Source organism: Mesorhizobium newzealandense (genome assembly GCF_042682145.1).
GTDB classification, from domain to species: domain Bacteria; phylum Pseudomonadota; class Alphaproteobacteria; order Rhizobiales; family Rhizobiaceae; genus Mesorhizobium; species Mesorhizobium newzealandense.
Genome location: NZ_JBHUGZ010000012.1, coordinates 565,231 through 588,692 on the forward strand (window position 1 = coordinate 565,231; position 23,462 = coordinate 588,692).

16 protein-coding genes and 4 pseudogenes are annotated in these 23,462 nt (G+C 59.2%); 12 read left to right on the forward strand and 8 right to left on the reverse strand.

What is annotated here, in order from left to right:
- Positions 1-55 precede the first annotated feature (55 nt).
- From metK to ACFSOZ_RS19240, 3 genes and pseudogenes are all read left to right on the forward strand, one after another.
- A complete protein-coding gene (metK, locus tag ACFSOZ_RS19230; protein ID WP_095085167.1) occupies positions 56-1,231 on the forward strand; it encodes a methionine adenosyltransferase in 1,176 nt (391 codons plus the stop codon).
- 104 nt (positions 1,232-1,335) lie between these two features.
- The gene (locus tag ACFSOZ_RS19235) at positions 1,336-2,328 is read left to right on the forward strand and encodes an adenosine kinase (RefSeq protein WP_379100445.1); all 993 of its coding nucleotides are present in this window, start codon (positions 1,336-1,338) and stop codon (positions 2,326-2,328) included.
- A gap of 239 nt (positions 2,329-2,567) precedes the next feature.
- A pseudogene (locus ACFSOZ_RS19240) lies at positions 2,568-2,878 on the forward strand (Ros/MucR family transcriptional regulator); the annotation flags it as partial.
- A gap of 66 nt (positions 2,879-2,944) precedes the next feature.
- Here ACFSOZ_RS19240 and ACFSOZ_RS19245 read toward each other — a convergent pair.
- Positions 2,945-3,991 carry a YopT-type cysteine protease domain-containing protein gene (locus ACFSOZ_RS19245; RefSeq protein ID WP_245331118.1) on the reverse strand — a complete coding sequence of 349 codons (1,047 nt, stop codon included), beginning with the start codon at positions 3,989-3,991 and terminating at the stop codon, positions 2,945-2,947.
- Positions 3,992-4,130: 139 nt separating this feature from the next.
- Between ACFSOZ_RS19245 and ACFSOZ_RS19250 the strand changes: the two are divergent.
- Positions 4,131-4,247, forward strand: a pseudogene (locus ACFSOZ_RS19250) (MucR family transcriptional regulator); the annotation flags it as partial.
- A 230-nt stretch (positions 4,248-4,477) separates the two neighbouring features.
- Here ACFSOZ_RS19250 and ACFSOZ_RS19255 read toward each other — a convergent pair.
- Positions 4,478-5,338, reverse strand: a complete 861-nt coding sequence (locus ACFSOZ_RS19255; RefSeq protein WP_378924343.1) for a MurR/RpiR family transcriptional regulator — start codon at positions 5,336-5,338, stop codon at positions 4,478-4,480.
- A gap of 1,042 nt (positions 5,339-6,380) precedes the next feature.
- Between ACFSOZ_RS19255 and ACFSOZ_RS19260 the strand changes: the two genes are divergently transcribed.
- The 4 genes from ACFSOZ_RS19260 to ACFSOZ_RS19275 all read left to right on the forward strand — a co-directional run bounded on the left by ACFSOZ_RS19260 (position 6,381) and on the right by ACFSOZ_RS19275 (position 11,006).
- Entirely contained in the window at positions 6,381-6,530 is a 150-nt protein-coding gene (locus ACFSOZ_RS19260) for a hypothetical protein (protein ID WP_245331117.1), read from the forward strand.
- A 200-nt stretch (positions 6,531-6,730) separates the two neighbouring features.
- Complete coding sequence (locus ACFSOZ_RS19265; protein WP_206073717.1) at positions 6,731-7,054, forward strand: hypothetical protein; 324 nt, start codon at positions 6,731-6,733, stop codon at positions 7,052-7,054.
- A 1,266-nt stretch (positions 7,055-8,320) separates the two neighbouring features.
- Positions 8,321-9,601, forward strand: coding sequence for a M16 family metallopeptidase (locus tag ACFSOZ_RS19270; protein ID WP_245331116.1), 1,281 nt, complete (start codon positions 8,321-8,323; stop codon positions 9,599-9,601).
- A gap of 4 nt (positions 9,602-9,605) precedes the next feature.
- Complete coding sequence (locus tag ACFSOZ_RS19275) at positions 9,606-11,006, forward strand: M16 family metallopeptidase (protein WP_095085311.1); 1,401 nt, start codon at positions 9,606-9,608, stop codon at positions 11,004-11,006.
- A gap of 293 nt (positions 11,007-11,299) precedes the next feature.
- Here ACFSOZ_RS19275 and ACFSOZ_RS19280 read toward each other — a convergent pair whose 3' ends face one another.
- On the reverse strand, positions 11,300-11,605 hold the full coding sequence (locus tag ACFSOZ_RS19280) for a LexA family protein (RefSeq protein ID WP_245330990.1): 306 nt from the start codon (positions 11,603-11,605) through the stop codon (positions 11,300-11,302).
- A 45-nt stretch (positions 11,606-11,650) separates the two neighbouring features.
- On the opposite strand from ACFSOZ_RS19280, the gene ACFSOZ_RS19285 reads away from it, so the two are divergent.
- Positions 11,651-12,775, forward strand: a complete 1,125-nt coding sequence (locus tag ACFSOZ_RS19285; protein ID WP_095081716.1) for an IS630 family transposase — start codon at positions 11,651-11,653, stop codon at positions 12,773-12,775.
- Positions 12,776-13,376: 601 nt separating this feature from the next.
- Here the strand turns inward: ACFSOZ_RS19285 and ACFSOZ_RS19290 are convergent.
- Together ACFSOZ_RS19290 and ACFSOZ_RS19295 are read right to left on the reverse strand one after the other, a co-directional pair.
- Positions 13,377-14,645 (reverse strand): CaiB/BaiF CoA transferase family protein, encoded by a 1,269-nt coding sequence (locus tag ACFSOZ_RS19290; protein WP_095085164.1) that lies wholly within the window; start codon positions 14,643-14,645, stop codon positions 13,377-13,379.
- Positions 14,646-14,905: 260 nt separating this feature from the next.
- Positions 14,906-16,036 (reverse strand): CaiB/BaiF CoA transferase family protein, encoded by a 1,131-nt coding sequence (locus ACFSOZ_RS19295; RefSeq protein WP_167392130.1) that lies wholly within the window; start codon positions 16,034-16,036, stop codon positions 14,906-14,908.
- 393 nt (positions 16,037-16,429) lie between these two features.
- On the opposite strand from ACFSOZ_RS19295, the gene ACFSOZ_RS19300 reads away from it, so the two are divergent.
- The 3 genes from ACFSOZ_RS19300 (at position 16,430) to ACFSOZ_RS19310 (ending at position 19,228) form a co-directional block, all read left to right on the forward strand.
- Positions 16,430-16,975, forward strand: a complete 546-nt coding sequence (locus ACFSOZ_RS19300; RefSeq protein ID WP_379100447.1) for a DUF4143 domain-containing protein — start codon at positions 16,430-16,432, stop codon at positions 16,973-16,975.
- Between the two features lie 665 nt (positions 16,976-17,640).
- Positions 17,641-17,955, forward strand: a complete 315-nt coding sequence (locus ACFSOZ_RS19305) for a helix-turn-helix domain-containing protein (protein WP_095085309.1) — start codon at positions 17,641-17,643, stop codon at positions 17,953-17,955.
- Between the two features lies 1 nt (position 17,956).
- Positions 17,957-19,228, forward strand: coding sequence for a type II toxin-antitoxin system HipA family toxin (locus ACFSOZ_RS19310; protein WP_379017098.1), 1,272 nt, complete (start codon positions 17,957-17,959; stop codon positions 19,226-19,228).
- An 873-nt stretch (positions 19,229-20,101) separates the two neighbouring features.
- On the opposite strand, the pseudogene ACFSOZ_RS19315 reads toward ACFSOZ_RS19310, so the two are convergent.
- The 3 genes and pseudogenes from ACFSOZ_RS19315 to ACFSOZ_RS19325 form a co-directional block, all read right to left on the reverse strand.
- Positions 20,102-20,250 (reverse strand): annotated as a pseudogene (locus ACFSOZ_RS19315) (IS630 family transposase); the annotation flags it as partial.
- A gap of 1 nt (position 20,251) precedes the next feature.
- Complete coding sequence (locus ACFSOZ_RS19320) at positions 20,252-22,330, reverse strand: recombinase family protein (protein ID WP_379100449.1); 2,079 nt, start codon at positions 22,328-22,330, stop codon at positions 20,252-20,254.
- Between the two features lie 213 nt (positions 22,331-22,543).
- A pseudogene (locus ACFSOZ_RS19325) lies at positions 22,544-22,812 on the reverse strand (transposase); the annotation flags it as partial.
- Positions 22,813-23,462 lie beyond the last annotated feature (650 nt).

Consider the following 23,462-nt stretch of genomic DNA (forward strand, 5'->3'; position numbering starts at 1 on the left):
GGCCGAATCCAGCGCACTCCCATACAACTCCAGCACCCAGAAGCGAGGGCATTCCATGACCAGGCAATTCGTGTTCACTTCCGAATCCGTCGGCGCGGGACATCCAGATAAGATGGCCGACAACATCTCGGATTCCATCCTCGATGCAATCCTGCGTAACGACCCCAAGGCGCGCGTGGCCTGTGAAGCATTGGTCAAGACCGGAATGGTCGTTCTGGCTGGCGAGATCACCAGCAGTGCGCAGATCGATTACAGCCAAGTTGCCCGCGATACGATACTCGATATTGGATACGACGACGATGCCATCGGCTTTGATGGTCGGCGTTGCGCCGTCGTTCTGGCTCTCACCGAGCAGTCGCCCGACATTAGCCAGGGCGTTGACAAGGGTCGAGGACAGGATCTCGAGCAGGGGGCGGGGGATCAGGGCCTCATGTTCGGGTACGCATGCAACGAGACCGATACATTGATGCCTTTGCCGATCCAACTCGCTCACCATTTGACGAAAAGGCAGGCAGAGGTCCGGAAAACGGGACAGCTTAGCTGGTTGCGTCCGGACGTAAAATCTCAAGTGTCCGTGCGCTATGAAGGTTTGCGCCCGGTGGCGCTGGATACCATAGTCCTGTCGACGCAGCATGACGAGGTGGTCTCACAAGAAACAGTAAGAGAAGGCGTCATTGAGGAGATCATAAAGCCGGTTTTGCCGCCCCACCTGGATACGACGGGGCTCAGGTTCCTGGTCAATCCAACGGGCCGGTTCGTGATTGGTGGGCCGCGCGGCGACTGCGGGCTCACCGGACGCAAGATCATCGTCGATTCCTACGGCGGGATGGGGCGCCACGGCGGCGGCGCCTTTTCGGGCAAGGACCCATCCAAGGTTGACCGGTCAGCTGCCTATGCGGCGCGGTACGTTGCGAAGAATATCGTAGCTAGCGGACTTGCGCAGGTGTGTGAGGTGCAGCTTGCCTACGCCATCGGCGTGGCCGCGCCGGTGTCTATTCACGTCAACACCTTCGGGACCGCAAGGATCGATGAAAAGCGGATCGAGCGCCTTATTCCCGAGTTATTCGATCTGCAACCGAAAGGCATTATCAAGATGCTTGATCTCCTACGCCCGATATACCGCAAGACCGCGACGTACGGGCACTTCGGCCGTGAAGAGCCCGAGTTCACCTGGGAGAGGACGGACAGAGCCGACGACTTGCTGCGTGAGGCAGGACCTGCAGCAGCTTGAGGGCCGACGCTGGATCAAGCGCATGCGGCACCCATTCCAACTCGCTAGACCCGCGCCCGACCGGCATGGCAAGAAGCCGGCTGGGTTTTTTGGCGGAGACATTGATGCCGGATTATGACGTGCTTTGCATCGGCAATGCCATTGTCGACATCATCGCCCAGTGCGACGAGGAATTCCTCGAGACCAACGGCATCATCAAGGGCGCGATGAACCTCATCGACACCCAGCGCGCCGAACTGCTCTACAGCCGCATGGGCCCGGCGATCGAAGCGTCCGGCGGCAGCGCCGGCAACACGGCGGCCGGCGTCGCCAGCTTCGGTGGCCGCGTCGCCTTCTTCGGCAAGGTTTCGAACGATGCGCTGGGCCAAATCTACGCGCATGACATCCACGCGCAGGGCGTCGCCTTCGACACCAAGCCGCTCAAGGGCGAGCCGCCGACGGCGCGCTCGATGATCTTCGTCACTCCCGACGGCGAGCGCTCGATGAACACCTATCTCGGCGCCGCCATCGAACTCGGGCCGGAGGATGTCGAGGCGGACAAGGCTTCCGGCGCCAAGGTCACCTATTTCGAGGGTTATCTGTGGGACCCGCCGCGGGCCAAGGAAGCGATCCGGCAGACGGCGAAGCTGGCGCACGCGGCAGGCCGCGAAGTGTCCATGACACTCTCGGATTCGTTTTGCGTCGACCGCTACCGCGACGAGTTCCTCGACCTGATGCGCTCGGGCACCGTCGACATCGTCTTTGCCAACAGCCACGAGATCAAGTCGCTCTACCAGACATCGTCGTTCGACGAGGCGCTGGCGCAGATTCGCAAGGATTGCCGGATCGCCGCCGTGACCCGCTCGGAAAAAGGCTCGGTCACCGTGCGCGGCGACGAGACCGTGCTCATCCAGGCGACCGCGATCAAGGAACTGGTCGACACGACAGGCGCCGGCGACCTCTATGCCGCCGGTTTCCTGCACGGCTACACCACCGGGCGCAGCCTCAAGGATTGCGGCGATCTCGGCTCGCTGGCGGCCGGGTTGGTGATCCAGCAGATCGGTCCGCGACCGCGGCAGAATTTGCGCCGGCAGGCCGAGCAGGCGAGCTTGCTTTAGGTGGACATTTCAAGGAGGAGCTGCCTGCTTCGTCCTTGAGCAGGCTCGCCCGCCGTGAATGAAATGCCCAAACGCAAGTGACTACTCCTCAAGTGTTTAGCAGGCTAAGCTTCTCTCCCAACGCGACTATCGATGCCATGACGACAGATAGCAGCTTCTTCAGTTCCACATCCCTCCGAGACGCACGATCCCCTGACACCATCTTCCGTCATAGCTCTTTAAGCCGCCCGGAGAGTTTCATGACAGAACAAGCCGACAAAAACATCGACAACCTCATCGAGCTCACCGCCGATGTCGTCTCAGCGTATGTCTCCAACCAATCCGGTCCCGGTGGGGGATCTCCCTGCCCTGATCGGCTAAGTGCACGCAGCCCTGAGGGGCACGGCCGCAAGCCTCTCGGCAGAAGAGCCGGTTACCCTCAAGCCTGCTGTGCCGATCAGGAAGTCGGTGACACCGGACTACATTTTCTCCCTTGAGGAACGGGAAGAAATTCAAATCGCTAAAGCGCCATCTGTCGACCCATTACAGGCTGACGCCGGATGAACATCGCGGCGATCGGGCCGTGTTCCGCACAGTGACGAAGGTGATATCCAGCCGTCGAAAAGTTCGGCCCGACTCAGTACATCCTTTGTGTGGTGACTGTCGACAAATGCTGCCCGTTTGGGTTCCTGTAACGATTGGTGAGGCTTTGGAACAATGAAGCCATCTCGCGTGATCCAACAGTAAATTCTCCATAGTTAGGATCGAAGAGCGTGGTCATTCCATTCGACGCCGTGGTCGCAATTGTGTGTGCACCACCTTGGGCGAAATACAGGCTCAGCAAATGGGTCGATCCGTCTTCGGTGATTTTGTCAAGCATGCGCGAGAAGCTCGAAGGCTCGCCGAATTTGTGTTTCTTCTCTTTTCCGGATGGTGCCAATCCCGCCTCCTGCAACACGGTGTTTTGTGCCTGAAGGTCGGCCTGAGAAGATCCTGCACCCTCGCTTCGCAATACATCCTTGAGGTCCTGATACTGCTGCTGCCGCACAGCCGCTGAGGCATGCCTTTCCGATCCAGGTATTAGCGCATTCATTCGGGCTGACGCGCTGTTGTTGCGATTGAGTAGCCACTCCGCAGTCAGCCCAACGCAGATGCCGTTTTCATTCGCCTGGCTCAATTCGGCCGTCCTGTATTCGAACACGGAGGTGCTCGGCCTCGCCGGAGAAGATGTACTGGCGCTCGTGGTGGAGGAGTTTGAACTGTGAAAAGTTGCATCCGATGTGTGTGGCTTGCTGGCGCAGAGCCCCATTTTGTTGGGCAACGCCTCAGGTGGCAGCGTCCTCCACGGCGCGAGATTTTGCTTGGTATCCGTTGCTGGCGATGTGGGATTCACCAAAGACGGTGGGACTTTGGGATAGCCGTCACGGTCACGTAGCTCCTTAGCATATTTGACCCGCTGATCGCTATCGAGCATAGAAATCGTTTGACCAAAGGGCTTAAGCCCCCCAGAGGGATTATGGCGCTCCATAGTGAGGGGATTTACGGCACCGGCTTGCGGAGCCTTGTTTAGGTGCAGTTCAAAGTCCCCTTGCCCAGCTTGGAACGCTTGCTCCTGGTGCGTCATGGCGTAGGACGCTGCGAAATTTGGATCCAAGGGAAGATCGAGATTGCGAAATGGGTCCATGTTGCCCTCCGAACGGGGTTGGGTTGACTAGCCTTGGCGCTCTGATGTTATCCGGCTTAGCTTTCGAGAAGCTGACGAGCACTCTTACGGTTTCACATGAGCATTGCCAGGCGCAGTGTTCTTCCGAGGAGACTGCCGTGCGCCAAATTACGCCGCGGCATGCTCGGCATTGGCCAAGACGGTGGGGGTCGGCCGCAAACCGAAACAGCCGGAAATGCCTGAGCCGGCGCCGGCGAAGCGGACCCTCGCGGCTTAATTTCATTGTCTGGACTTTTTCCGAAGCGCGCAGCTGCCACCGGCATGATCTGCGCAGAATATGAAAGGCGGGATTAGCCGCGCTATTTGCGCGGCGTTTGCCGAGGCGTCTACCCTTTTGCGGCTGGATTAGGAGCTTGGTAGGCGTTGTCGGACGAACCATCTGGACGACCTCCGGAAAATCACTGTTGCCGGCAGCCTGGCTGGCGCCATGCCCGTTCGATCCAGATGCTATCGGCGAGGCTTCCAATAAATGCCGAAAGCGGCAAGCCGCTCTTCCGATTGTTTTACCCGCTCTGCGGCATCCGTTTCGGACCGCCCGGCCGTCAGTGCCGCCAGAAGCTCGACGGCGGCGAACGCCGGCGCCATGCTTCGGAAGAACGACTGCGAATTCGACGTAACGATGATGGTTTCCCGCGCGATCCGGGCCAGCGGTGACACGCTGCTGTCGGTGATTGCCACCACGCCGACCCCCTGCCGAGCCGACTGGCGCGCCACGTCGACCGTCGTACGTTCATAAGGCGACATGCCCACAGCCAGAAGCACGTCGCCACGTCCGGCGTGCTGAAGGACATCCAGACCCTGTCGGCCCATCTCGCTGACAAGCGTCACCTTGCGGTCACCGCCAACCACAAACGACATCATGTGAACGAAGTGGCTCGCGACCGGATGAGCGGAGCGCGAGCCGAGGCCGAACAGATTGCGTGATCTTGCAAGCAGGTCGGCGGCGGCGATGAACTGCATGGCATTGCCGTATTCACCGAGGCTTGAAATCTGGGCCGCGAGCGTGTCGGCAATGACCCCGACAGTCGAACATCCCAGAGCGCCATCGTTTTCGACGCCCTGTCGCGCCGGCTGACCGGCGATTGTCTCACGCAGCGCCCGCGCGTAAAGGCTGCGCATATCCTCGTAGCCGTCAAGGCCAAGCCATCGCGCCAGCCGCATCATGGTGATATGCGAAACGCCGGCCTGGTTCGCCTGCTCGCGCATCGACATCAGCGCGACATCCTTAGGATGGTCGAGCACGAAACGCGCAGCGACCCGCAGCTGCGGCGGCATATTCTCGAACTGTTCGACCAACAGCTCGGCCAAAGGACCCTTTTCCAATCTGAAATACCTCATTCGCCCAATTGCATATCTCTAGAAACAATTGGAACTTGTAGTGCCCTTAAGTATCGCAGCGTTCCGGCACTTTGCCGACGCAGGGGTCGATTCCGCTAATGCGCACGGTAATACCTTTAATGCGCACGGTAATACCTTGCTGACAGCCGCGCACCGAACTCGAGAGCACGATCCCGGCTGCGAACGCAATCTGCGGCGTTGCCGCTACGCCGGCCTCGCCATGACCGGAATGTCGCCCGTCCACATATCGCCCTAGCACGGCTTGCGCGAGATTTGGATCGAATGGATCGAGCTTGCGAACTCGTGATTACCCCTTCAAATAGCGGTAGGTTGGTTAGCTAGCGGTAGGTTGGCTAGCCTTTCGCGTTCGCATGCTATTCGGCTCAGCTTTCGAGAAGCTGACGAGTCCTCTTGAGGAATTCCAAAAGCAAATTGCCTCGCCATATGTCTTCAACAGCGCGTTGCGGCACGTTTTGGCGCTCTATAACTGGACCATCCGAATGCAGCTGGTCGACATGCGCAACTCCTGCAGTCCAATCCGCGCGCGGAAGATGGGTGCGCCGCCGCCGGGATTACTCCACGGAGCAGATCCGGCAAATTGCGGCCCACATCTTCTATCCCGTGTTTGAGGCGCCGCCTGACATAGATCACCTAGAGGCGCCTGCAAGCCGAACATGGCTCCAGTCAAGAGGCAGGTGTTAACCGCCAACGACCAGATGCAGGAGCTCTGCAATTTCATGGGCATCCGGTTTCTGACCATGCCCGCCCCAGCGACCTGGCCAAGGCGGAATTCGGCCATTTCGATCTGGAGAAGCTTGTCTGGCCCAAGCACAACGCCAAAGGCATCAAGCTGCCCGTTCGCTCTACGAGTACACCTACCGTGCGGTGCCGATCCATCTCAGGGTTGCTGGGATGGTGCAGGCCCAACGTCTGCGCTGGCCTAAAATCAAAATCCTGTTCCCGCGTCCCCGACCACCAGCTCTACGACCTCAAGCGGATCGCGATCTCTCTGATGTTGACGGGCCAGGGAGTATCGCATGAGGCCATATCGCACTACGTCGACCACAAGGGGGATCTCGAAACGACGATGATCTACGATCTTGGCTTGATCGACCCCTTGCTTCCGGCCACCGAAAGGCTCGGCGCCCTTTTCGGCATTTAGGCTCTGATCACAGTAGGAAGCTCGAACAGCATTCTTACCTCGGGCCGCCGTCTCCTGATCGGAGAGGCAGCACGAGAGCGCTGAGGGCTTGGATTGCGACCAAATCAACTTTGATCTGGATCACAATCGAACGATCCGTCAGATTCGGGTCAGGCTCGTACACTACGAGTGCGATGATTGCACACTAGGAGTACGTTGATATGGGCTACCAGAAGAAATCAGAAAAGCGAGTTGGCCGCTCACATTTGCAGTTGGCCACCATCGACGGCGCATTCCTGCCTACTCTACAATTGTCCCTCTACCAGCGGGAGGGTCCTACGCCGACGAAGAAGTCCTTTTTCCAACAATTGCTCCTGGATTTTGCTTTCGCTTGCGAACTATATTATCCGGTTCAGCAATATGAACGTTTCGCAATGGAGGAGGAAGATAGCCGCGATGCACAGCCTCAATTCGAATCAATCCACGCACCCAATTCCCGCACGTCCCGCCTCACCCCGAAGATTCAGGAACCTCGGAATCCGTGAGCTATGATGATGCCTTCCACAATGCCAATGCTCGCCAGTCCCGCAGCCAGTACCTTTGCACAGAGGATTTGACGGTTTCGGCGGGTTGTAACCTGGGTAGGCTGTCGGGTTCGACGAGAGGTTTGACCTGCTGCCAGTTCAATACCGCGCGAGGCCAGGGTGGATCAATCGAGCGCGCTCGAGGGTGAGCCACCATCTGATGGACAGAGGGCGCGGTGACGCGGCAGAAGAGCTGCGTGTCGCGTTCGGCCGGCGAGCGACCGTTGAGCGCTGTAGGTCCAGATGAACGCGAGATACTGGCCTTGCTTTCGGTTAAGCAGGGTAGCGGCTGTCTGCCAAGGAATTGATTCATTTTCTGATTCTTCCAGAACCTCCGCAATTGAGAAGGAGGCCATTCCGATGAATGCACTCTATCGCGTCGATCTCGACCAACCCGGACCTGTCGACCCACACGCCCGCGCCTTATCAGGCTCTGCCGCCATTGGAGGCGGGAAGCATCCTGCGACGGCTGGAATACAATTACACCCCCACGCATGCCAGCAGGCTTAACAGGTCGAGATCGAGATCGGCGTCCTGCGCAGTCAATGCCCCGACCGCCGTATCGAAAGCTGTGACAGCCCATTGCCAATCGTCGCCGCTAGGGAAAACCAGCGAAATAACAGCGGCGCCGGCGTCAATTGGATATTTTAAAGCGAACAGGCCCGCCTCAAAATGGCCAAAGCCTATCCAATGCCCACCGGCAAAGTGTCATAATCCCTGTGCAGAGCCACGAGTGGCCGCACGCTCAATGCCCTTCCGCGCCAGCAAAGTATCGTCCCAAACCGCAAGCGCTCGCATCCAGCGCCGTCCGATATCCGACAATGTGGGATACGCGACATTCGCGTATCCATTGCTCAGAAACGGTTCTCATTTGGCACGGGACGTGCGTGCAACCAAACCGCGTGCCCGCCAAGGAGAAGCTGTCGCATGGTCACATCACCGAAAAAATCCGCCGCCGGTCTCCCGGCTCGGGAGAAGGACGCACGAGTAAGCCCTTGCAACATGGATCCGATTGCTCACCCGAGTGGGCGCTGCCCGCTGCTCCACCTTCTCCCACAAGGAAAGACGGACACCGAGCACCTTCAACATGAGGAACAAATCACCTTGCCTGGAACCTTGCCGATCATCTCACCGCCACAATCGGAGCCGTGGACCAAAGTTCCGTTTCACCGGCTGCGCAGGGCATTTATTGCGACCGCGTTGATTCTCGCGACGACCGCTCCGGTTTTGGCTGCCAACGACGACGGCAGGGTGACGTTCCTGCTCTACAACGGAATGGAGGTGGTCGTCATCCCCGATCATCATGCGCCGATCGTCACTCATATGGTGTGGTACAAGATCGGCAGCGCCGACGAGTCGCCCGGCAAGTCCGGCATCGCGCATTTCTTCGAGCATCTGATGTTCAAGGCTACGGCCAATCACGCCGCTGGCGAGTTGACCCGCGCCGTAGCCGAGATCGGCGGATCAATTAACGCCTTCACCAATCGCGATTTTACCGCCTTCTTCGAGACAGTAACACCGTCGGCATTGGAGCAGATGATGGGCTTCGAGGCCGACCGTATGCGCAACCTCATCCTCACCGACGACGTCGTCAAGATCGAGCGCGACGTGGTCCTGGAGGAACGCCGTTGGCGCATCGAGACCAATCCGGGGGCTATACTTGACGAGGCGGTCGATGCCACACTTTGGCAGAACCAGCCCTACCGCATCCCGGTCATCGGCTGGATGCATGAGATTGCGCAGCTTAACCGAACCGACGCCGTCGCCTTCTACAACAAATATTATAGCCCCAACAACGCCGTGCTGGTGGTAGCCGGCGACGTCGAGCCGGAAACGGTGAAGGTGCTGGCCGAGAAGACCTATGGCAAGGTCCCGCGTGGACCGGAGCTGCTGCCGCGAGTCCGGCCGGTCGAGCCTCAGCAGAACACGAAGCGCACAGTGACGCTGACCGACGCGCGCGTTTCGGTGCCTCGCTTCTCAACACATTGGGTGGTTCCGTCCTATCGCACGGCCGAGCCCGGCGAGGCTGAGGCGCTCGATCTGCTGGCCGAGATCCTCGGCGGCGGCAGCCGCAGCCGGCTCTATCAAGCGCTTGTGGTGAAAGAGGGCGTCGCCACCGGGGCCAGCGCCCGATTCCAGGGGGCCTCGCTTGATGCCACGAAGTTCGCGATCTCCGTCTCGCCGCGCGGCGATGCAAAGCTCGCCGATCTGGAAGCCGCGGCGGGTGCCGAAGTCGCCCGGATCGCCAAGGATGGCGTTGGCAATGACGAGTTGGACATGGCTAAAGACCGCTTAAACCGCTCGGAGATCTTCGCCCAGGATCAGCAGTCCTACATCGCCAACATATATGGATCCACGCTTGCCACCGGCGGCACTCTGAAAGATGTCGAGGAATGGCCGGACCGCATCCGCAAGGTCACCGCCGATCAGGTCAAAGCCGTTGCAGCCCGCTATCTCGTGCCTGGCCATTCGACCACCGGCTATCTCGTTCCCAAGACGGAGAATTGATGTGATGACGAACCACCAACACCGCGGCACCTTTGCATCTGCCTCCCCTGCTCTCCTTGTGGGAGATGGGAGGACCGCACGCCACGCCACCCTGCTGGCCATCCTGCTCCTCGCCGTCGTCTTCCTCATCCTGCCAGGGCTCACCGCCCAAGCGGCTGCGATGAACCTCCAGGTGGTGAAATCTCAAAAAGGCATCAACGCCTGGCTGGTAGAGGACCATACGGCACCCATCATCACCATCGGCTTTGTCTTCGATGGCGGCACCGCGCAGGACCCGGTGGGCAAGCTAGGGCTTGCCAATCTAATGGCCGGCCTCTTCGACGAAGGCTCGGGCGAACTCGACAGCAATGCCTTCCAACTGAAGCTCGATGGCGCCGGCGCCGAGATGGGCTTCAACGCATGGCGCGACGGCATCTATGGCTCGATGCGCATGCTTTCCGAACGGAAGGATGCGGCCTTCGACCTGCTCAGGATCGCGATCAACAGGCCCCGCTTCGATCAGGAGCCGGTCGACCGCGTCCGCGCCCAGATTCTTTCCAGCATCATCGCCAAGGAGCGCGAACCTCATGCGATCGCTGAGCTTGTATGGCGCCGCAGAATCTACGGCACGCATCCTTATTCGAGGCCGAGTAAGGGCACCAAGGAAAGCCTCGCCGGTATAACGCCGGCGGATCTAAGCGCCTTCCACACGGCCATGTTCGCCCGTGACGGGCTACACGTTGCGGTCGTCGGCGACATTGATGCCAAGGCCCTGAGTGAAAAGCTCGACCAATTGTTCGCCAATTTGCCTCAGAAGCAGGCGCTCGCCCCGGTCCCCGACATCGCCCCGAAGCTCGGCCAGTGGACGTTGGTCGCATACGACCTGCCGCAGACTTCGCTTCAGCTGGCTTTTCCCGGCATCGGACCCAACGACCCGGAATTCTATGCTGCGCAGCTGATAAACGATATACTCGGAGGCTTGCCATTTACCTCACGTCTGTTCCAGGAGGTGCGCGAAAAGCGCGGCCTTGCCTACGATATCGGGTCCAACCTGGAAGGCTACCAGCATTCCGACGCGCTTGTCGTGACCACGTCGACGCGCGCCGACAGGGCCGCCGAGACGCTAGGCGCAATACGTCAAGTTATCAAGGAGTTGGCGGAAACAGGGCCGACAGAGACCGAGCTCGAGGCGAGCAAGAAATATTCCATCGGCGCCTATGCTATCAATAATCTGGATTCCTCCAGCTCGATTGCAGCCACGCTCATCGGTTTGCAGCTCGACAAGCACGGCATCGACTACATCCAGCGCCGTCCCGCGCTCATCGAGCAAGTGAATCTCGACCAGGTCAAGGCGACGGCGAAGAAGCTGCTTTCGGCCGAGCCCGCCATCATGGGCGTTGGCCCGCGGCTGGACATCAAAGGATAAAGCCTGGATTCCAATTTCGCCGTCCTTCTCCCGCTGAGAGGCTTTCGGCAGAAGCGCAGTCCGGCCCCGTGGCTAATGGGATCTCATAAGATCGGCGAAAGGCAATTTCGCGGACCAAATGAGCCCTTACCAGCCAAGTCGCCAGATTGCGGCAAGCTCCTGCCCATACGAGCCTCTCTTCGCGCGGACTGGCCAATGAAAGTCGGCGCGGGGTCGCCAGCATCCACCGTCTGCCGCTGGCGAAAACATGTCGCATTGCTCAATTTTTTCAGCGACGAAACCCGAGCCGTCGACTAGTACCTCTGCACAGAGGTTATGACGGGTTGAACCGGCTGAAGTTTGGGTAGGATGTCGTGGTCGACGAGCAGTTGGATGCTGCGCGCGACACCTGGTTGCCTGCGGATGAGGCCGGAGCGTTCGAGGGTTAGCACCATCTGGTGGACGGACGGCGGGGTGACGCCGAAATAGCGTTGCATGTCGCGTTCGGCCGGCGGCTGGCGGTTGATCTGCATATAAGCCCAGATGAAGGCGAGGTACTGGCCCTGTTTTTCGGTGAAGCTGGGACCCGCAGGCGTTTGCCCGTCAAGTAATTGATTCAATTTTCGATTCATCCGGAACCCTTGGCAACCGAGGAGGCTTTCTGGATGAATCTACGCTATCGTGTCGATCTCGACCAACCCGAACGCGATGAACTCACAGCGATGCTGGCAGGCGGCAAGCAGCCGGCTCGCAAGCTCAAGCGGGCGCAGATCCTGCTCGCCGTCGACGCGGGCTTGGGTGACGAGGCCATTGCCGCGACGGTGGTGGTCGGCGGCTCCACTGTCTATCGCACCAAGCGCCGCTTCGTGGAGATGGGTCTGGAGGCGGCGCTCAGCGAAGAGCCACGCGCAGGCGCGCAACGCAAGCTGACGGGCAAGGAAGAAGCCCTGCTGGTGGCCACCGCCTGTTCCAGTCCGCCGCCGGGCCGCGCCCGCTGGACCCTGGAACTGCTGGCCGGTGAGTTCGTCAAGCTGACCGATCACCAGGAACTGTCGCGCGAGACGGTGCGCCGACGCTTGGCAGACAACGATCTCAAGCCCTGGCGCAAGGACATGTGGTGCATCCCCAAGGTCGACGCCGAGTATGTCGCGCGCATGGAGGACGTGCTCGACCTCTATGCCGAGGCACCGGACCCGAAGCGACCGGTGGTGTGCTTCGACGAAAGCCCGACCCAACTCATCGGCGAGGTGCGACAGCCGATCCCGGCCGAACCGGGCCGGCTTGAGCGGTATGACTGCGAGTACAAGCGCAACGGCACCGCCAACCTGTTCGTCTTCCTCGACGCACACCGCTCCTGGCGCAAAGTCAAGGTCACCGAGCGGCGCGCCGCGGAAGACTTTGCCCATTGCATGCGCGACCTCGTCGATATCCATTACCCGCAGGCCGAACGCGTCAGGGTGGTGCTCGACAATCTGTCAACCCACTCGGCCGCCGCGCTCTACCAGGCTCTGCCTGCTTCAGAGGCGCGACGCGTCCTTCGACGGCTGGAATTCCACTACACGCCCAAACACGCCAGCTGGCTCAACATGGTCGAGATCGAAATCGGCGTCCTGCGCGGCCAGTGCCTCGATCGTCGCATCAATAGCTATGATCGCCTCGTCGCGGAGACCGCTGCCTGGGAGCACCTGCGAAACACCAGTGGCGCTCGCATCAACTGGATGTTCTCTACCGAAAACGCACGCCTTAAGATGGCCAAAGCCTATCCCAAGCCGACTTCCAAAGAGTCATAACCTCTGTGCAGAGGTACTAGCGACTTCAAACGTACTTCCTTCCCACTCGGGGACGGTAGTCTACCCGCTGTTTCGTCAAGGCCCTATTCGGACCTGGAAGTCGCGGAATACACACTGCCCATAATCGCTGCGTTAGGAAGGTGACCGGTATTGCCCCTGTGCCTGCCATGATCCGCCACCTGAAATCGCCCGACCTGTTTGGCGCGATCGACCGTGTGCCTGCGCTTGGTATCCTCTTCCGACCAACGCTCATGTCGTCTGAGCAGAGCGCTGGGGTGCCCCCTGCGACCCGCCCTTTGGACGAGCAAAGGGACGCAAGATCGCACCCGAGCACGCGAGTAAAAGAAGCGCCCAAGGACCTCTTGGCCGCGGATCTTAATAATGTCGTGGTTCGTGTCTTAGCGGAAACGGCGGATCGCGATCGCAGGAATTGGAGCATGATGCCGCGACGTTCGACAGCGCGAACACATTTGTATCGGCGTAGCAGGCTTCGGCAGTGGTATGCCGACGGGCAATCCTGTGGCTTTCGTGATGGCGTCTTCGCTGGCATTCAAGATCAGCAGCGACGCAAATGTCCTATATTGCGTCTCGGTTCGAATCGCTATGTCCGATTCTCCGGGCTGCCGGGCACACGAACTGCGCCGCTAGCAATCATCGCATCGATGCGGTCTTGATTGATCCCCGTCTCGCGCAGAACCTCCACTGAATGCTCGCCGAGATCGGGGGCAGGACGATTGAAAACGAGTGCAGAGCCTGAAAGCTTCAGCGGCTCCAGCGCGACGCGATAGCGGCCGCCGTAGCTGTGTTCGACGTCGCGGACCAGTTCGCTGGCCACATCAGGATCGGCCAGCGCCTGATCGATACTGCGTACAGGGGCCAGCAGGATACCCGTGGGTGCAAGGCGCGTAAGCGCATCATCGCTGGTCAGCTGACGCAGACGACCTGACAGGATACCGGCGATCTGGTCCCGGTTTGTCCAAGGGCCCTTCCCCGCCAGCAGCGGTATGATCTGCTTGCTGAGGCCCAACGCGGCGGCAAGATCGGGGAGGGATGCGGAGTAAGCCACCAGAGCAATCGCCCCGTCCAAGGTGGAATAGATGCCGTAAGGCGCTGGCTGGTGACTGTGGCTAATGCCATTTCGCCCTCGACTTGCCGGCTCCTGTGCGTTCAGCGCATAGCAAGACTCCGACGCCAGCAAGTGAAGCGCGCACGACATCATATCCACACGCACCCACTGACCAAGCCCTGTCTGATCGCGCTGGCGCAATGCCGCCTGAACGCCGATGACTGCTTGTGATGCTGTGTAGGTATCAACAACGTAGGCACCGGCAGGAACGGGCGGACCATCGGCTGCCCCACCCAGGCTGGCGATGCCCGACAGGGCTTGGATAATCAGATCCAGCGCCGGCTTGTTTCGGCTTGGGCCTGCAGGACCATAAGCAGCTATCGAGCAATAGATTATTCCAGGGTGCTCCGCGAGAACGGCGGAACTGCCTATACCCATCCGCTCCAAGACTCCGGGTCGGAAATTTTCCAGAATGACATCCGCCTGGGAGATCATCTCGCGAATGACCGCTTGTGCCTCAGGCGTTTTCAGATCAATGGACAGTGAACGCTGGTTGCGATTCATGCCCAAGAAATAGGGGCTGGGTGCGTCTGGGTCCGCCGTCGGCTCCTTGATCCATTTACGCTGATAATCGCCGGCCGGCGCCTCGATCTTGACGACTTCCGCCCCAAGCGAACCAAGATACTGCGCTGCGATTGGTCCTGCCGCGTAGTGCGTGAATGCCAAGACGCGAATACCCTTCAGTGGGGGCACGTGATCCTCCTCCTGCGGGCGGGCTTTCGTTCCTATAGAAGTATTTTGCATTTGAGTGCCTCCATTGGTCCCGGTTTCTTTGCCGATTCATAGCTGCGGTTGTTCGTCGAGATGTGCTCCCAGAACCCACCCACTCGCGCTCGTCCCCTGCTCACACGGCAAACGCGGCGCACGCGTCAAGCGCCGGCGCGGCGCCCCCATGATCGCCGCGATATGGACGACCGTGAATCAAATGCCTGTGGCCGAACTATCAGGAATTGCTCAAGTTGCGGGCACTCCCAGGGATAGTGAGAGAAGTGTCCCGCGACTGATCAATTCGGGTGGTCGCGTCCGGTCCTGCTGGATTCGCAGCGGGACAAAATTTCCTGAGTGTGCTCGCCGAGCTTTGGCGCGGGAAGCCGAATTCCGGTTTTGTAGCAGTCGAATTGTAGCGGTTGGTTCAGGTGCCATTCGTCGCCGTCCTCCGAGCTAAGCCGGACAAATAGGTCTCGTGTGCACAATTGCGGATCTCTCGCGACTTCATTCAGGTGAAGCACATCCCCCCAAGGAATCTCGATCGTATTAAAAATATCTGCCCACGCCTTTCGCGTTTCCTTGGCGATCGCGGTAGCAAGTTGAGCGCGATAGTCAGAAGCGTATTGTAGGCGGTCCTGACGGCTTGCCGAGGCCAGTTGCGCCAGACCAGTCGCCCGGCACAAAGCCTGCCAGTAGTGATCTTCATGCACGATGCTGAGCGTAATGAGCTTGTTATCTGCGCAAGCGAACGTCCCATTGGCGGGTTCGTCCGTGTACACCTCTGCCATTGGTCTTCCGTTTAGGCTCGCGTAGAGATACGGCGTCATCCATGACACCAGACTATCGGTCATAGCCAGATCGATGTAGCAGCCGAGTCCGGTTCGCTCCCGCGCCAGTAGAGCCGAAACCACACCCAGTGCTGCCAGGGTGCCCGAGGCGAGATCGGCAAGGGGCAATTGAAACTGTGCTTGCGGGTGACCGGTTCGACCCTGCTGAATTAGAACCCCGGCCAACCCTTGGCAGGTGAGGTCGTGGGCTGGGCGCCTGCGGTAAGGGCCATTCTGACCGAAGCCAGTCAATGAGAGATATATCAAACGGCGATTTACAGAACTGAGTTCCTCGTAACTCAATCCGAGTTTTTTCATTACGTCCGGCCTATAGCCTTCGATAATAACGTCTGCAGTTTTACTCAACTCGAGTAAGGATTCCTGACCGGCTGCTGACTTAAGATCAAGGACGACACTTCGCTTGTTGCGGCTCAACGAGGAAAAAAGGCTTTTGTGCTTTCGGGCCGGATCACCTCCGTCGGGCCTTTCGATCAGAATGACATCTGCGCCTAGATCTGCAAGCAGCAAGGTAGCATACGGACCAGGATACTGTTCCGCCAGGCTGAGTATTTTCACTCCTTCGAGTGGTGATTCGGTCACGAGAACCTCCACACAATCTTTTCCAAGTGTTGAGCGCGGCGCTTGTGGCGCCCCGTAAATTATGATGAGGGGAGCTTACCCAATTCAATGTTGCAACAGTGATAAGAGTTCGCGAAACATCGTAACTCACGGCCATTCCCGTATCGACGGTTGATGGGGCTTAATCGACCGCGGCCGCCGCGTTGGACGAAAAGCCGGCCGCTTCTTGCTCTTGGGATCGGCATGGATCGATCTCCTGAAGCAGTCGGGCGAAAGCCTCGCCGGCCGCATCGCCTATCTCGAGATGCGCCCGATCGACGGTCTGGAAGTCGGCGCCGCCGCTCTTGGGCCGCTATGGGTGCGCGGCGGCTTTCCAGACAGCTTTCTGGCCACTAACGACCGCACCAGTCAACGATGGCGGCAGGATTTCCTCCGCACCTATCTGGAGCGCGACATCCCCCTCCTCGGTCCGCGCATTCCGGCCGAGACGCTGCGCGGCTTCTGGACAATGCTGGCCACCACCAGGCCGGCCTACTCCACGCAGCCGAGTTCGCCCGCGCGCTCGGCGTCGACGGTAAGACCGTCGCGTCCTATCTTGATCTGCTCGTCGATCTCCTGCTGGTGCGCCGGTTGGAGCCGTGGCACGCCAATGTCGGCAAGCGTCTGGTCAAATCCCCCCGCGTTTATGTCCGCGACAGCGGCATCACCCATACGCTGCTCGGTCTCGCAACTCAGGAAGACGTGCGCGGACATCCAGTGGCCGGCGCCTCCTGGGAAGAGTTTGTAATCGAAGGCCTCACTGCCGCCGGCACCCTAAGCAACTTCTACCGAACAGTTGCGGGTGCGGAGATTGACTTGCTACTAACGCCGCCGGTCCAGCGCCTCTGGGGCATCGAAATCAAGGCGCAGCCTGACGCCAAGGGTGGAAAAAGGGCCTGCGAGGACCTTATTCCGGAGTAGCGCTTCGTTGTCTTTCCGGGATCGGAGCATTTTCCGCTCCAGCATGGCGTCGAAGCAGTGCCCTTGCAGGATCTGGGCCGGGCCGTACTTGACTAAGCATGATGCAGAAAAGTTCTGGCATTTCGGTCAGGGCGAAGCTCAAGCTCCCTCCACCCCACGATTGCGGCGGCTAGCCTTATTTGTGATCGGCCTCATCGGCCTTACGTTCGGCTTCACCAGCCTAATGGGGGATCCTCGCCTCAAGGCGGTCCATCGATGACACGAAAGAGAGGTGGATCGCACTTAATAACGTTTGAGGAGAGTGATTTCCAAAGCACGGTCCCAGGCCTTCGGGAATAATCAAACTTTTTTGTGGGGACGGGCGTATGCTTTCGATCGGTATAATATTTCTTTGGGCAGTTTTGAGTGTCTGTCACTTAGTGATTTACATTATTTCGGAATTAGGTAGCAAGTGCCACCAACCATCACCTCAACATTACTGGGTTCGTCTTCCAATCCGTGATGCTCAGGACGGGATCAACATGGCTTACAAGCCGCGTTGATGAATGCATGAGGCTGCGTCAGAATCTTTTCACATTCGTGGAGGTAGGTAGCCAACCCTTGAATTCGGCTTTGAAAAGAACATATATGTTCTTATACGACGGAGTATGAGGAACCTTACGTTTATGTCAAAGAGCTCCACATCGCTTGAAATCCTCACCGATGCAACGGTGGTTGCGCTGGAAACACTTGGCTCTCATCTGCGCATCGCCCGCGAGCGTAGAGGAGACAGCCTGAAGACCATGGCCGCGAGGATGGGGACTTCGATCCCTACGCTGCGCAGGATGGAGGCGGGCGATGCAAAGGTGTCGATAGGTGTTTATGCCGCGGCGCTTTGGATTTTTGGGAAGTCCGAAAAGCTTGCTGAGGTTCTCAAGCCCAGCGAGGACGAGTACGCTACGATGCTCGATGTGAACCGGGCGAGCCGAAAGAGAGTATAGTATGAACGACTTCCGGGAAAACTTTCTTGCGGTCTGGTATCTCGAAAATCCGATCGGGCCGCGCCTCGTCGGCCGGGTGAAGCTCGAGGCGGGCAATCGGAGATGCCTTCTTGAACTGGATGAGGAGTGGAGGCGTTCGGGATTCCCTCTCTCTCCGGATCTCACCCATGACAAGAAGGTGCATGCTCCCTTGAGGGACATGGTGACTCCTGGCGCAATCGAAGACGCTATGCCGGATCGCTGGGGGGAGCGTATGATCAGGGTCGTCTCTCGCCCCTCGCGCATGAGCCCACTCGACAAGCTCTGGTATGCGGGCGACCGCCGTTTCGGTGCGCTTGGGATGTCTTCCAGCTTCGATGAATATCGTCCCGTCGACGAACAGCCGCTCATGAGTGTGGATTCCCTTCAGGAAGCGGAGGCGCTGATTGCACGCGTCCTCGAGCGTGAACCTCTCAGCGAGCGAGAAAGACAGCTCATCGCCAGCGCCGGCAGCATGGGCGGCGCCCACCCCAAGATGCTGATCGAAGCTGATGGAGAAGAGTGGATCGCCAAGTTTCCTCGCGGCAGCAACGTGGATCAACTCCTTGTCGAGCATGCCTGCATGGAACTGGCGCGCAGAGCCGGATTACACGTCGCATCGTCACAGGTCATCCCCGGCGGTATCGATCATATTCTGACGGTCCGTCGTTTTGACCGTGTTGGAGGTCTGCGCGTCCACGCTGTTTCAGCACGCACGATGCTGGCCTCGGAGGCCGACGACAGCTATGCCACCATCGCGGCGATCATCCGGCGCCATGGAGTCGCCGACTGCATCCAATCGATGCAACGAGAACTATTCCGCAGAATGGCGTTCAACATCATGATAGACAACACTGACGATCACACGAAGAACCACGCCTTTCTCCATACCGAGGACGGATGGCTGCTGTCGCCGGCTTTCGACATTCCGACGCAAATGAACGGTCTCGGACAACAGGCGATCCAGATCTCTCCGAACCCCAGGTTTCTGAACGACTTCAGTATCACACACGCCATGGCGGCGGCGCCTCACTTCGGCATGTCAAAAGAGGATGCTCAGCACGAATGGAACCAAGTGGCCGGATGGATCGGAAGATGGCAGGACATTTTTTCAGAATTCGGCGTCGCCGGGGTCGACATCGACTACCTTGGAGACATCTTGGATTCGCCAGCGATGCTCGAGCATCGTCGAGAGGCCATAGAACCGTCTAATATCGGTTCACCTGATACGCCGAACGACAGATGTCGCCCCTAGACTGGCACGTTTCGTGGGGGCTGAACTTGGTGGCAGTTGCTACCTAATTCTGCATTATTTCGTAATAATTTCTGGTATTATCCAGATTGTGTTTCTGACCAGATCACGTTTTTCATCAAAACCAGAAGAGTAGGCGCTCCCAAAATGGCGGCGTGACCCTCGCCTGGGTCTCTTCTTGATAAGGAATGAGCCGCTGATAGGCGCGCAAGGCCTTGCTCTTCCACTCCGCCGTCTTGTCCTCGCCGGCATCGAGGTCACCCGCGGGACGTGATCTCGGTGGTGCGTGGTCTCCTTTCCGGCGCTCTAACGCCGGATGATCCAGGTTTGACATCCCCGGAGACTACGCCGACTCCCAATTCCAACCACTTCCCAGACAGCACCATCGGATGCCCGGCAGGAGACTGAGCTCACTGCCGGGCCGGGTACGCCTTGGGAGGTGGCGTAAGTCAGCGGTTTTCGTGGCCGTGGGACGACTTCCTCAGCCCGAACGCGGTTTGCCTGTAGCCTTGCATGTACTGTGCCAAAGCAAAAAGGCGTTCAAATACATCCGATAGATCAGAGTCTGCTGCGTTGCGTATCCGACATTGTCAGGTATCGGACGACACTGAACGGGTCTGAACGTTTGAATGGCGGATGAACCAGCTTCTCCGGGGAAATCTGTGTCCATAATTCCGGAGACGGCGCTGAGCAAGCGGTACCTGCTGCAGGCCCGGCACGCCATTATCGATCGATTGCGACGGCTCTCTCCTGCCCATTGACCCACAGGAAGGCGGCCATCCGCCGCGATCGCGGCCACGACCACCGATGGCTTCCTGCCTGCCGGCGGTGTTGAGGCGATGATTGCGACCGCAGAGCTCCTAGAGCACGTCCTGTTTAATCTTGGTCATATCCGGCGGCCTGGAAGTAGTTGGCGTGAACTGATCAAGGAGCGAGCCGACCGCGTCCCACAGAGCCGTGATGGTTCTCTCGGCCTTGGCGCGCAGGAGTGCCTTGAGTTTTGAGAAGGCCATCTCGATCGTGTTGTCATGATGACTCTCCAGTCCGGATTCCTGTTGAGGCGTGAGACAGGCTGACGAGCCAGATACGTTGTGTCCCCACTTTGGCGATACGCCCCTTGAGCTTTCCGCGCCGGAGCCAGCCGTAGGCGGTCTGGCGATGGACGCCGAGCTGTTCGGAGAGTTCCTGCAGGGTCACCTCGTCGGCATTGCGACGGGGAACATTGCCGGACCAGATGGGTCGCTTCTTTCCAAGTCCCTTTCGTACCAGAAGCTTCTGGACGATCAACGCGTCGAACGTTGGCTTCTTCGCAGGCGTCCAGCCTTTCGCATTGAGATCGTCGGCGATCTGTCGAGCGGTCGCCCCCTCGGCACGCAACGCCGCGATCCGATCCAGTATTTCGTCGTGATGCTCCAGTTGTTCAAAGCGTCTTACGGTTCGGACAATCGGATGCGTCGTCACGATCTCTCCGGCCCAGTGGCATTTTACCTCGGCACGCTCGGTTTCTCCAAACACCCGGATGACGACGCGATCGAGCATCATACGGGCGATGGTTTGCCGGTCGCGTGATGTAGTGGACTGCGCCCTCCACAGGGCAGGCACATCTTCTGCCAGCCGGCGGACCGTGTCCTTTTCCTCCGCCGTTAGCCGCTCAGGTTGGCGCGCAAGGGCCCGCTGGTGATCATCCGCGAGCGCCTGTTTCGTCGCCATTGCTGCTTCCCAATCCCGTTCAAGCGTCCGCGCGACCAGACGGTTGTCAGGATCGACAGCTTCGTAGCGCCGACGTGCGAGTGATGTTTCATAATCTGCGCGTTCCAGTCGCTGCTTCCAGCCGTCATGGAGCTGCTGTCGTTCGAGTTCGATATCCTCGGCAACTTGAAGGCTGACGTCGATTGCTGCCGGCGAAAGGGCTTCAAGAATCAACGCGGCCAGACATGTGTCCACCGGACGGGCGCTGATCGACTGGCACCGTGGACCGCCATAGGTGGTGGCCTCATAGCTGCAGCTATAGCGCGCTTCCCGTCCGTCATCATTGTAGCCGGTCACCATTTTGCGGCCACACACGCCGCAGATCATCAAGCCGCCAAGCAGTGCTGCGCCACCACGCGGGACGCCGGTATATCGAGAACGGTTTGCCGCCATCAGTTCCTGATTCCGCTCATAGGATTGCCAGTCAATGTACGCTGGATGTGCGTTTTGGTGCAGCACCATCCATTTTTGTGGATCGCGAACGAAGCGTCGGCCGCTATGCGGCTTTCCGGGAAGCCGGAGGCGTCCGTCATGGTGACGGCGCCCGAAGACATAGGCACCGGCATAACCAGGATGACGAAGCATGTCGCTGAGAGTGGCCGTATTAGGTCGGTTCCAGCACACGTCGCCCTTTTCAGGGCCGCTCCGTATACGATCGGGAAGTGCGATGTCATGGTCCACGAGGTATCGCAGGACGCCACTGATCGAGCGACACCTTTCAAACAAAGCGAAGACCAGGCGTATGACCCTTTGAACCTCCTCGTCCGGGTCCAGTGCCACTTCGCCTGAGGGCTTCAGCACATAACCGCGCGGCAGACCAAGGATGAGTTCGCCACGACACGCCTTGGCCTTGCGCCCTTCGTACATCCGAGCTTTCAGAATATGGAGCTCAGCTTCACTCATCGTGCCCTTCAGGCCGAGCAACAGCCGGTCATTGTAGGTGCTCGGATCGTAGATGCCGTCGGCATCGCCAATCAGCGTATCAAACAACGCGCACATTTCCAGAAGTTGATGCCAGTCACGGCATGATCGTGCGAGGCGGGAGACTTCGATGCCAATGACCATTCCGACATGACCGAGCCCAACCTCCGCGACGAGACGCTGGAAGCCGGGCCGATCAAGCGCCGACGCGCCCGAGCGGCCCAGATCGTCATCGATCACCGTTATCTGGTCACGACGCCACCCCAGCCGGAATGCCCGGTCCGCCAAGGCGTATTGAAGCCGCGTTGACTCGCGGTTGTGTTCGACCTGTCGAACCGTCGACTGCCGAACGTACACGATGGCCTGGCGATCATTGTGACGGCTGTGGATCTTTTCCGGCAACGTGAAGGTGAGCAGGCTCGGTTCTGCATTCATGACCGATCTCCCGATCCGTCGACACATTCCGTTGTATCAGGCTGCTGATCAGCGCTACGAGGCGACGACGGCGATCTGCCGGCAAATCCGTCCAGCGGATGTATATTCGCTTCTGGCTCATCACGATTCGCCATCCATTGGGTCAACAGAATCAGCGCTTTGTGGCCAATGCGTGGTATCAGCGGAACCTCACCTCCAGAGGTTTCCTTACTATGCGCTTTCGACGGGATTGAAGTCGGGGCTGTAGGGCGGCAGGAACATGAGCCTTGCGCCGGCGGTCTCGATCGCGTCCCGACCGCCGGCCGCCTTGAGGGCCGGCAGGTTGTCCATCACGACGATGTCGCCCTCCGACAGGTCGGGACCAGCACCTGCTCGATATAGGCCAGGAATACGTTGCCGTTCATGGCGACGTCATAGACGAACGGGGCAGTCATGCCCGTCAGCCGCAGCGCTCCGGTGAAGGTCGTGGTCTTCCAGTGGCCAGCCCCAGCCGCGTCCAAGGGTTCTGTAAACAGGGCCGGATCAATCGCCTTATCTGGTCCGGAAGCGACACTCATCGCCAAAGGGCGGTACCATCCTTTGATGTCCGACCCAGCTTGGCCGCCAACGCCACTGTGATCTTTCGAGTGTGGAGCGATGCGACAGAATTCCGCTTCGGCAAGGAGCCTACCGCATTGGCGGCGTAAATCGCGACGAATAACGAAGGAGCAAGAAACCAAGCTTTCGTCCGAAAGGACGTGATCCGGATCGTTCCCGTGGGGACGACGGGCAAGGCGATCTCGTTAGCAGGCACGATCCTGGGCGAACTCTCCCAAGGTCGTTCAACAGATTGAGACGCCTCGCTCTACTGACCCCATCATGCGGCGGCCTTACGTCGACCGCGAAGAGAAGCGAGTGACCCGCGGGGCGACACGATCAAAAAAAGACGCAGGAGCAACTTGACCTCAACGACCCCAATCAGAGAAGCCTGCTAGTCCTGTTTGCTCGTCGTGTATCTGACACGAAAGACTCAAATTCAACGGCCCAGCTCCGACCCCAATGCAAGAGAGCTCCACTTGCCTTGCTCCTACAGGTGTTTCCCGGCCAGGCGGCATGTTCGCGGCAAATATCGGCTTGCGCCCCTCGCGGGCGT